The organism is Arthrobacter sp. B0427-1-12 (genome assembly GCF_059092905.1).
Genome location: NZ_JBNHIC010000086.1, coordinates 1 through 9,526, shown reverse-complemented (window position 1 = coordinate 9,526; position 9,526 = coordinate 1). Strand labels below are relative to the sequence as shown.

Genomic DNA, 9,526 nt, shown 5'->3' with positions numbered 1-9,526 from the left:
TCCAGCCATCGGTCATTCACGCTCATCACTCTCATCTGTGCAAGAGTGTCAGGGATGTCCCGCTAACGAACTGTCACCCATGTGTCCGGACCGCACAGAATAACTCCCGTCAACGTGGCTCAGTTTTCGCCCCGCGAAACGGCTCAACTTTCGACCGGCGCTGACAGAAGTGAGCTGGACCCGACGGAAATCAGCAGGCGGACGGCTGCGATCCGGGCACGGACCAGCCCGCCAGGGGCACAGCTTCGACGCAGCCGCACCCGAGTCAGCTATCGCCCAACGAGTTGAATGTCGGTGTGAGACTGTGCCAGGCAGGCGAACCGCGACAGGATGACCGGGCGACCACCGGAGGCAACATCGGCGACCCACAATCCCCGTAGGCGGCTGTCTCCCCTGGCTGATAAACACACCAGGGAGGCACAGTTGGTCAAGCAAACCGACACCACGGGGCCGGCCAGCCACCGTGGCGGTTTCAGAAGCCGCCTGCACTGAGGTCAGCAGTCATGTGCGCCCTTCGATGTTCGCCCAGGATGTACCAAGGCCAACCAGTAACATGTCTCGTACAACCAGGAGGCAGCGATGGCCGTAACAGCGAAACAAGCCCGGCGCGACCTTGTCCGTCTCATCGAACAAGTCAACCTCGACCGCACCGAGGTTGAGATCGTGTCAAAGCGCGGATCCGCCGTTTTGATGTCGAAGGACGAGTACGCCGCACTGGTGGAAACAAGCTACCTGCTGGCCTCGCCCAGGAACGCGCAGCGCCTCATGTCGGCTCTGGGGTCCGTGCGCGACGTTGAGACCAGACACAAGGGTTAACTCGTTCAAGCCATGGTCCACGATTCCGTGCCTCCCGGTAGCGCTCTGGCTGGGGCCTTTAGCTCTGGGAATGGACGCTGATCCGGCGATAGGCTCCGGGGCGTGACCGCTGCGACCCCCCCTGACGCCTCGGCAGAGCCACCCGGGCACGCCGTTTCGACCCGGCCGCGTGCCAGTGCGACCGCCCGCGGGGCGCCCGGACGCGTGCCGGGGTCAACACTGCGCACGTCCGTTACTACCGCCCCTCATTGGCACGTCCAAGGACATGACGGTACAGCTCCACGAAGTTCGGTGCGCCTGTGCCCCGGCGGGCCCTGCCGGCGGCCAGCACATCCAGATCAAGCCCCGGCCACAGGGTGGTCAGGGGATAGCCGTTGATCAGGAGGCGCCATTCAGCCGATTGGATCCGGGCCACCAGCAGGTCTCCGAGGAACAGCGAAGCGCCGGTGGCAGCCTTGCCCGCATAGCGTGGCTTAGCCATCCAGGTGCCCAGTCTGGCCTCGACGTAGTCAAGGCCGTCTCGTCCACCTGCACTCCGTCCGCTTCGGGCATCAGACCTGAGTTGCACACGTTTAGTGCCCCAGCTTCTTGAGTAGTTGGTGGACTGTTTCCGGGATTTGGGGTTCGGCGGTGAGTTCGTGTCCGCCGACGCTGATGGTGACTTCGCGCAGGGGCTTGAGCAGAGTGATGATCTTCTTCAGGCTCAGCCCGGTTTTGTCCTGCAGGTAGCGTGCGACGGCGAGGGCGGTGAACACGATCGTCAGGTGCGCATCGATCGCTTCCCTGGTCCGATGGAAGATCGGTCGGGCGGCCAGGTCGCTCTTGGACATGTGGAAAGACTGCTCCACGTGCCAGAGGTCGTGATACGAGCCGATGAGTTCGGTGGCCGCCATTGTTCGGGCGGGGATGTTGCTGACGTATCCTTTCCATCCGACGAGGTCCATGGCGCGCTCGTAACCGGTCTCGTCGAAGCTCCTGGTGTTGCCGGTGGTGCGGACGAACCGGGCGGTCTTCGGCCGGCACTGGCCCTCGATGATCGCCAGGGCCCGGTTGCGCTGCTGGGTCAGGGTCTGCCGGTCCCGCAGGGCACGCTTCCGCCGGTATTGCCACACGGCCCGCCACTGGTCCGTGTTCTTCTCCGGGTCCCAGTCGGGTTCGGCGCGTCTGTCGGTGCGGGAGGGGTCCGCGGCCCTGGCGCGCATGGTGATCGTGTCCACGGTCTGCCCGTCCTCGTGGTGGCTGCCGTGCCAGTGGAAATAGGCGGCCAGATTTTGGGTGCTTTGGTCTGCCGGGAGCCGACGATGAACCGCAGACCCGCGTCATCGAGGGCCTGCAGGTTCGCATTCGAGAGCATGCCGGCATCGGCGACGACGACCATGTCGGCGACATGGTGGCGTTCCTGGAACGCTTTCAGGACCGGGATCAAAGTGGCGGTCGTCGGGTAGCCCCGGCCCGTTGCCGGGCCGGGGCCCCCTCAGAACCGGACGTGCGACTTTCATCGCATCCGGCTCAGGCAAGTCCCTATGGGCGTCGAGGGTAGCGAGGCGCTGGTGCTGGTGTGTCGCGTGGCAGGTGGCGCCTTCGTCGCTGATCCCAGTAGAGGGTCAGGGCCGGGTCGTCCGGAGACGCGTCGGCCTTGACCATCTGGTGACGGCGGATCGGCGTCCACGACAGTTTCCGCAGGTAGGCGCCGGTCTCTCGGTCGCCGAAGATCCAACGGTCTTGTCTGGCCGGATTGAACCGCCCGAAGTAGCGGTCCACGATCCACTGGCCGGTCTTCGTGTTGTGTTGGCGTCTGCCCCACTTGAACATCGTCCACCAGAGGGTGGAATCGATGTCCATGAAGACCTTCTTGGACACAACCGTCCGGTAGTAGCCCGCCCACCCCCGCAGGATCGGGTTGAGCCTGCTGATCACCGCCGACGCGGGCGCGCCGTGAAGGCTACGCACCTCCGCGCGCAGCCGGCCGCGGAACCGCTTGACCGCGGCCTTCGACGGCTTGATCAACAGTTTCCCCGGGCTGCGGTAGTGGCGGACGTTGAACCCGAGGAAGTCGAACCCCTCGGACAAGTGCACGATCCGCGTCTTGTCCTCGTTGAATGACAGCCCTCGGGGCGCCAGCCACGCGGCGAGGCGTTCCTTGACCTGCTCGGCCTCTTGCCGTGAATGGCAGAGCGCCACGAGGTCGTCGGCGTACCTGATTACCACCGGTGTCCCCGGTGCTGACCAACCGCGCGTCGAGCGCCAGGGCTTGTACCGAACTCCAGCAGCGGTCTCCATCCCGTGCAGAGCGACGTTCATCAGCAGCGGGCTGATGACCCCGCCTTGCGGCGTGCCTTCTCTGGTCGGGGCGTACTGCCGGTTCTCGATCACTCCGGCTCTCAACCATCGGGCCACGTGCTCCCTCGCGGGGAACCCGTGCAGGTGGTCGAGCAGCCGATCATGGTCGATCCGGTCGAACGCCGCAGTCAGGTCCGCATCGAGGACCCACGCCCGAGTCGGGCTCTTGCCCTTACAGACAGTGAAGATGGCCTCGATCGCGTCATGACATCCCCGGCCGGGCCGGAAGCCATAGCTTCGCGGCTCGAACCGGGCCTCCCACTCGGGCTCCAGTGCGTTGAGCACCACGGCCTGGAACGCACGGTCGGCGATCACGGGGATGCCGAGCGGGCGGCGCTTGCCGTTCGCCTTCGGGATGTAGATCCGGCGAACCGGCAGGGCCGGGGGCCTGTGGCCGCGCTGTTGGACCCATCGGGCAAGATCTGCCCGTTCTGGTCCCGACAATGCGGTCAGGCCGTCGATCCCCGCGGTCCTCCGCCCCTGATTGACCTGCGCAACCCGGCGCGTCGCGACCAGCGCGTTCGCCCGGGACCGCAGCATCAACCGTTGCAGGCTCCTCACCTTGCGGTGCTCGCCTGCCCTTGACGCCGTGAAGATGCGCTGCCGCAGCCGCCGTACCTCCGCCTCGGCGCGGGTCCAGTCGATCTGGTCCCAGTCCTCGGGAAAGTCCCGCGGTCCGTTCGCCGCCACTGTGGCGGCGTCCAACGTCCCCGCGGATACTGACGTCACGATCATCGTCTCCTTCACGAACTAACCTGACCCGCGTGGGCTCCCTCTCGGGCCGAGCACTCAGCTCGTATCCGGCCGGTTCGACGCCACCACGGCCAGGAGGCGGCCGTCGCTGGTGGAGTCCTTCCCGTCGCCTTTCGGCGCACCGGCATTCGCTTCTCGGGTCATCCTGTTCCCGGCTGGGGATTGCGCCTTCCTTGCGGTCGGCCTACCAGCCCATTGGGCTGGACCCAGACGGGGTTTCCACGTTCCACATGCATAAGACACGAACGGAGTGGGCGCCCTCTATACCCCGGGGACGATGGTGCTCATCCGACCGCTTGCAGATCAGCGGCCGGCATCTGCCGCATTCCAGCGGCACGTCCCTGACCTCGGCCCGGTACTGCATCCCTTCCACCCGGACCTTCAACATGACGAGGCATCAACCAAGGGTTCACGCGTGTTCGCCCGCCCGTCCTTCTCCTCACCCGTAGCCCTCGGAAGGAACGAGGACCCTTCGGCTTGAACCTTGGGCTTCGCACCCCGCAGTTGCCCGCGACGCACGCCAAGGCGGAGACCGGCCACCGAGCACGGACCGGGAATCACGTCACCATCTGGTCCTCCATTATCGTGATCCACTTACTACATGCGACCTCGTGTCGCACTCAGCCTTGTTGCCCTCGAACGAGTGGATCTCCAGCGGGAAGCCGGCCCGGTCGACCAGCAGGCCGACGACGATCTGCGGGTCAACCCGGCGTTCCTTGGAATAGCCGACCTTGCGGTAGTCGTCTTCCTTCTCGGCCTCAAAATACAGGGTCGTCACGTCGTAGAGCAGCAGGCTGATGCCGGTCGTGGAGACGCTGTGGGCGAAGCAGGCCCTGGCCACCTGGTCCCGGTAGTCATTGGTGCTGCAGCGCTTGAGCGCGTTCGTGAAGGTGTTCCGGTGCACCGGCGGGATGCCGAGCTCGTCGATGACCCGGATGCTGTCGGCCTTCGAGGTCGGCTCGACCGGCCGGGCCAGCACGAGCTGAAAGAACGCCTCATCGGCCACCGCATCGAAGCCCAGGGAATCATAGACGGAGCGGACAACATGGACCAGCAGCCGGGAGGCACTGGACTGCACGACCGCGCGGGCCGGATCCGGACCGGAATCGGTTCCGAGGTCCAGTGTCGTCTGGGCCGGGTTGAGTTTCTCCTGCCCGGCACGCATGAGCGCCGCGAGCTCAGCCTCGGTGCGGGCCGAGCCGAGGTGCTCAATGATGGTACGGACACCGCGGCGCTTTTCAACGATTTGGACCGCTGTCGCGCCGGACGCGGTCTTCACTTTCCGCAGAAAAGGCGCCACGAACCCATCTTAGATGCCCGATTAGTGCCCCAAAAAGCTCGCAAGCAAACCCCTGACAAGGGGAAACGCTCGAGAAAACACGAAATCAGCGCTCAGGTGTGCAACTCAGGTCAGATTCCGCCACATGCCCGCCAAGATGCTACTCGCGTCATCCGGCGGGTCCTCTGGTCCACTGCAAAGCCGTGGGCGGGTCCGTCCCCTGACGGAGTCGTGAAAAATACCTCCAACCGATCAAGCTAGCGGGCGCCGATCAACCAGCGGAACGCACACGAGGATCGTCAAGGCTTCAGCAGCTGCGGCCTTACTCGTGCTCCTTGTTTGCGTCTGGGCTGGCTGCCGGGGCATCATCGGCACGGCGGAACTGCCTGGCGAGCGGCGGCAGGGTCATCTCTGACAGGAGCTTTACCCTCTGCGAGGTCTCGCGTCCCAGCTTTGGATCGAGGGTGACCTTCAGTCGGGCTGCCAAGATTTCCCGACGCAGGGTGGAGAGCACCTGCTCCTTGTTCGCCGGATCGTAGGTCCTGCGATAAGTTCTTGCCCTGTGGCGGACTGATGCCGACGCCTCGTCTTCATCAGCGTCGGAAATGCGCGGCGACGCGTCCGTTGACTCTGAGGGGTTTTTCACCGCTCTGACGTCCTCGATCAGTTGGTCGATGGCCTCGTCGTGCATCCCGGTGGACGATACTTGCCAGACTGCATCCAACATCGCCTTTTCCTCGGAATCCGCCATCTCGCTCTTCGCCAGAGCGCCGAGCATCTTGAGGCCGTAGTCGTTCAGCCTTACGTTCCCCGAGACTGTGGCTTCCAGCGCCCACTGGGTGCGCGTCCACCATTCAGAACTGGCGGCCAAATCTCTGGGCTCCGGCATTGGGTTGGTCTCCTTCATCGGGGCGTCAGCGTCCCCTGGTGATGCCTGCGAGAGAACAAGCCAACAATGACGACTGCGACAACTGCCAGAAGTGCAGCGCAGGCGCCGGCGGCCACCCACAGCGCCCACGACTCAGGAACGGAGGACGTCGAGTTTTGCGCGGCAGCAGAAGTTCTGTTGGTCATTTCCGCAGTCCTCTGATTGGCCATCGCCTTGCCGCCTTCGTGTCCGTGCCGGTCGTCATGATTGGATAGCCTCGTCCAAGACCTTCGCAATGGCCTCAAACCGTTCAGGGTCCACATGGCCCAGTGCCCTGGCGGCGAAATCGTGTACTTCAGAGAGCCTCTTGATCCGCAGTTGTGGAAGCAGGACTTTAACCTGTTCGGGAAGCGGGCCGTCCTCCTGGAGGAGGTATTCGGGATTCACATCGAAAACCGTTGCAATGGCGCGCAGGCACTCGTCCGGGACGTGCTGGACCTTGCCGTTCTTGAGCAGCGACCACCGGCTGCGGGAGATAAAGTAGCCCGCTTTATTGGCGCCATCGCAGATCGCTTGGTATTCGTACGGTTGACCGGACGCGTCCATGATGGTGTCGAGGAGAAGATTGATCTTCCGGGCAAGCGCTTCCGCTCGCCGCAGGGCGTCATCTGGAGTCCGGTGTTGTTGGACCGGGGAACGGACAGGAAATTAACAGGACCGCCGGCGGATTAAAAGACCCTCGCCGGAAAACCTAACAAAGTACTACTAGTGCGCGTCGTACTGACGGTACATGAACGAAGTCTCCTTGGCCTTCTTCGGACCGACGAGATCCGACAGGATGCTGGCCGCGAAACCGCAGCCGATCGCCCACCCAGCGACCATCGCAACGATGGGCTTCGGCGTGCGACGCATCTGCACGTGCAGTTCCGTGACGTCGAACCGCCAGTGGCTTCCCCGTCCAGCCCGAGTCGCCGCGCACGCGCTGGTCCCCGCCCGAACAGAAGGGCCTCGTCACACTCACCGGTCAGGATGATCACGCCGACCGACTCATCGTCCCCCGCCATCGTCAGCGCCCGCGCGATCTCCCAGATCGTCTGCTGCCGGAAGGCGTTGTGGACCTCGGGCCGGCTGATCGTGATCTTGGCAATCACGTCCTCGCACACCTCATGACGCGTGTCGGTCCAGTTGCCATCCGCGACCTATTCAGTCATGGTCCTCACCGTAAACCCGACCTCCAGCGGCAAGGGGTCCCCATCCAGTGGCGGACCGAGGGAGTCTCGGACACGCGCAGACGCGCCACGAACCCATCCTTCACTGGTCGAATCATGGCTCCAGCATCACCTCGCGAAGACGCTCGAGCTCGACCGGGCTCACGCCCAAGCGCATCTCCAAGTATCCGTTCACGGATCCGTAGTCCTGGTCGAGTTTCTCGAGAGTCACCTTCAAGAAGTACGGGTCGGCGCCCAGCATCAACGCCCGCGCGTAGTCGGGGAGTTCGCCGAACCGGTCCGACATGTCGTCCGACAACATCCGGACGACGGCGCGGTTGGTACCCAACCCTCTGTCGCTGCTGACATAGTCAGCCACGATCGTCTCCCGGGGAACACCGAGGCTGGACAGAAGGAGCGCGGACACGACTCCCGTCCGGTCCTTTCCGGCCGAACAGTTCACCACGACCGGATCCTCCGTATCGAGAAGGACGCGGAACAGCTGCCGATATTCGGGAGCGAAAGCGATGGGCAACGCGTTGTAGAACTTCTTCCATCCTTCGCGCCATTCGTTCTCCGGCGCGTCGTTCAAGGTAAGGATCGACTGAGCGACATCACTGGGGCTTTGCTTGTCCGAAACGATGTAGCGCACACCCTCAAGATCAGGTGCCGGGTTCGCCTCACGTTCCGAGGCCGCCCGGAGGTCGACAACGGCGCGGACTCCTAGTCGCCGGATTGCTTCGCGGCCGGCCGGGGTCAAGCGGTCGAGGCTATTGGAGCGAAAGGCCCGTCCGCGACGAACATGACGGCCGTCAACGGTACGGTGGCCACCCAGGTCGCGGAAGTTGCTCACACCGTCCAGGACGATCGGTGTCATTTGGTCGTTGGTCACTATCGCACTCCGTTCTGAAGACTCCTCGAGTCTGTCTGTTGATAATCTTCGATCGCACGGATGCCGTCGCGTCGGAACCGTGCTGAAAACTCGTATCCCAGGGGCAATTGTCGGACGTTGACGTAACCCTCCAGGAAGCGCGCCGCCGCCTTGTTTGTCGTGCAGGCGTTGCGAAACGCAATGAACACCTTGTAGAAGGCGATCTGCTGCTCAGTCGCGTCGACGCCACCGTGCCGCCGGTAGTGCTCCATCCACTGGTCCCAAGTCATGTATTCCGTCACCACGTCCTGGACGTACGCGAGATCCTCGGCCGGGTCCCCCAGATGGGCAGTCTCCCAGTCCAGGAGCGCCGTGGGACGGTCGTCCTTGCGCATCACGTTGTGGAAGCTGCAATCGGAGTGGACCATCGAGGGCCGCGCAGGATTCTCCGGCACATTACGCATCAGGAAGTGGATCATGTAGGCCTCGCTCGGCGATGCCTTGCGCGTGAACGTCAGCCAGTGTCGATACCAGTCCTCGATCTGCATTCGCACGACGGTTCACGTCGATCGTGTCCTGCCAGGTTTCGTCGGACATCCGGAGGCTGTCGGCCGGCGAGAAGATGCCTGCATTGGCAACGACGATGTCGAGACTTCCGAACTCGGATACGCCGGCCTCGACTGCGGATGAGATCACTGCGGAATCCCTCACGTCCGCGTCGCGCGCGACGATTCGTCCTCCGACCGCTTCTACCTGCCGCACCGTCTCGGCGAGATCGTCGGCTGACGCGAGCGGGTACGGAACCGTCCCGATCATCGCCGTCGTGTCGACCGCGATGATGTCGGCTCCCTCTTCCGCGAGCCGAACGGCGTGACTACGCCCCTGCCCTCGTGCCGCCCCGGTAATGTAGGCGACCTTTCCCTCGACCTGTGTCCCATGAGTGTGCCTCTCTATGTCAGTGACCGCCCCGCTGGTCCCTGTCGGTAGGTGCGTTCGTGGATTCGTGAAACGTAGGATCACACTGCGCCTGCGGCGCGGCCCGCGGCGAGGTCCGCAGGATTTCCGCTGCTCCAACGGTGTCGGCTGGCTCATGGCATCCTCGTTTCAGCTCTCGATGTTCAGGTGCGGATACCCGTAGGTGAATCTACCGCCTGTTTGTTTGGTGGTCAACACCGCTGCCTCCGATCGAACGACGAGCGAGAGGCGCTGATACCGGCCCCAGTCCACGCGAACCTCGCCGACCCGCTCGCCGCCCTTGACGGACCCCTACCCCGGTGGTTCGATGGCTTCCGCTGTTCCCCAACCGACCGTTCGCTTGATAGCGTGGGATTTTCCGACGAAGCGCCCACCCCCGGAGGAGACGACGAACGATGATCAAGACCATCACCTTT

Annotated in this window: 9 protein-coding genes and 3 pseudogenes; 1 reads left to right on the top strand and 11 read right to left on the bottom strand. The window is 63.9% G+C overall.

Features of this window, described 5'->3' with window-relative positions:
- Positions 1-579 precede the first annotated feature (579 nt).
- Positions 580-816 (top strand): type II toxin-antitoxin system Phd/YefM family antitoxin, encoded by a 237-nt coding sequence (locus AC5RWU_RS22820; protein ID WP_493986457.1) that lies wholly within the window; start codon positions 580-582, stop codon positions 814-816.
- Between the two features lie 235 nt (positions 817-1,051).
- Here the strand turns inward: AC5RWU_RS22820 and AC5RWU_RS22815 are convergent, their stop codons facing one another.
- The 11 genes and pseudogenes from AC5RWU_RS22815 to AC5RWU_RS22765 all read right to left on the bottom strand — a co-directional run bounded on the left by AC5RWU_RS22815 (position 1,052) and on the right by AC5RWU_RS22765 (position 9,155).
- Positions 1,052-1,384, bottom strand: coding sequence for a DUF6278 family protein (locus AC5RWU_RS22815; protein WP_493986456.1), 333 nt, complete (start codon positions 1,382-1,384; stop codon positions 1,052-1,054).
- A 4-nt stretch (positions 1,385-1,388) separates the two neighbouring features.
- A pseudogene (locus AC5RWU_RS22810) lies at positions 1,389-2,251 on the bottom strand (IS1634 family transposase); the annotation flags it as partial.
- An 86-nt stretch (positions 2,252-2,337) separates the two neighbouring features.
- Positions 2,338-3,903 carry a group II intron reverse transcriptase/maturase gene (gene ltrA, locus AC5RWU_RS22805; protein ID WP_493986455.1) on the bottom strand — a complete coding sequence of 522 codons (1,566 nt, stop codon included), beginning with the start codon at positions 3,901-3,903 and terminating at the stop codon, positions 2,338-2,340.
- 616 nt (positions 3,904-4,519) lie between these two features.
- Positions 4,520-5,209: pseudogene (locus tag AC5RWU_RS22800) on the bottom strand (IS1634 family transposase); the annotation flags it as partial.
- A 301-nt stretch (positions 5,210-5,510) separates the two neighbouring features.
- Positions 5,511-6,095, bottom strand: a complete 585-nt coding sequence (locus AC5RWU_RS22795) for a hypothetical protein (RefSeq protein ID WP_494032157.1) — start codon at positions 6,093-6,095, stop codon at positions 5,511-5,513.
- A gap of 222 nt (positions 6,096-6,317) precedes the next feature.
- The gene (locus tag AC5RWU_RS22790) at positions 6,318-6,662 is read right to left on the bottom strand and encodes a hypothetical protein (protein ID WP_493986452.1); all 345 of its coding nucleotides are present in this window, start codon (positions 6,660-6,662) and stop codon (positions 6,318-6,320) included.
- A gap of 159 nt (positions 6,663-6,821) precedes the next feature.
- Positions 6,822-6,974, bottom strand: coding sequence for a hypothetical protein (locus tag AC5RWU_RS22785; protein WP_494032190.1), 153 nt, complete (start codon positions 6,972-6,974; stop codon positions 6,822-6,824).
- Between the two features lie 86 nt (positions 6,975-7,060).
- Positions 7,061-7,207, bottom strand: a pseudogene (locus AC5RWU_RS22780) (enoyl-CoA hydratase-related protein); the annotation flags it as partial.
- Positions 7,208-7,379: 172 nt separating this feature from the next.
- Positions 7,380-8,156: a tyrosine-protein phosphatase gene (locus tag AC5RWU_RS22775; RefSeq protein ID WP_493986451.1), complete on the bottom strand. Its 777-nt coding sequence runs from the start codon at positions 8,154-8,156 to the stop codon at positions 7,380-7,382.
- Positions 8,156-8,683, bottom strand: coding sequence for a phosphotransferase (locus AC5RWU_RS22770; RefSeq protein WP_493986450.1), 528 nt, complete (start codon positions 8,681-8,683; stop codon positions 8,156-8,158). Before AC5RWU_RS22770 ends, AC5RWU_RS22775 begins: the two co-directional genes overlap by 1 nt.
- Complete coding sequence (locus AC5RWU_RS22765; RefSeq protein WP_494037332.1) at positions 8,592-9,155, bottom strand: SDR family NAD(P)-dependent oxidoreductase; 564 nt, start codon at positions 9,153-9,155, stop codon at positions 8,592-8,594. Before AC5RWU_RS22765 ends, AC5RWU_RS22770 begins: the two co-directional genes overlap by 92 nt.
- Positions 9,156-9,526: the final 371 nt, after the last annotated feature.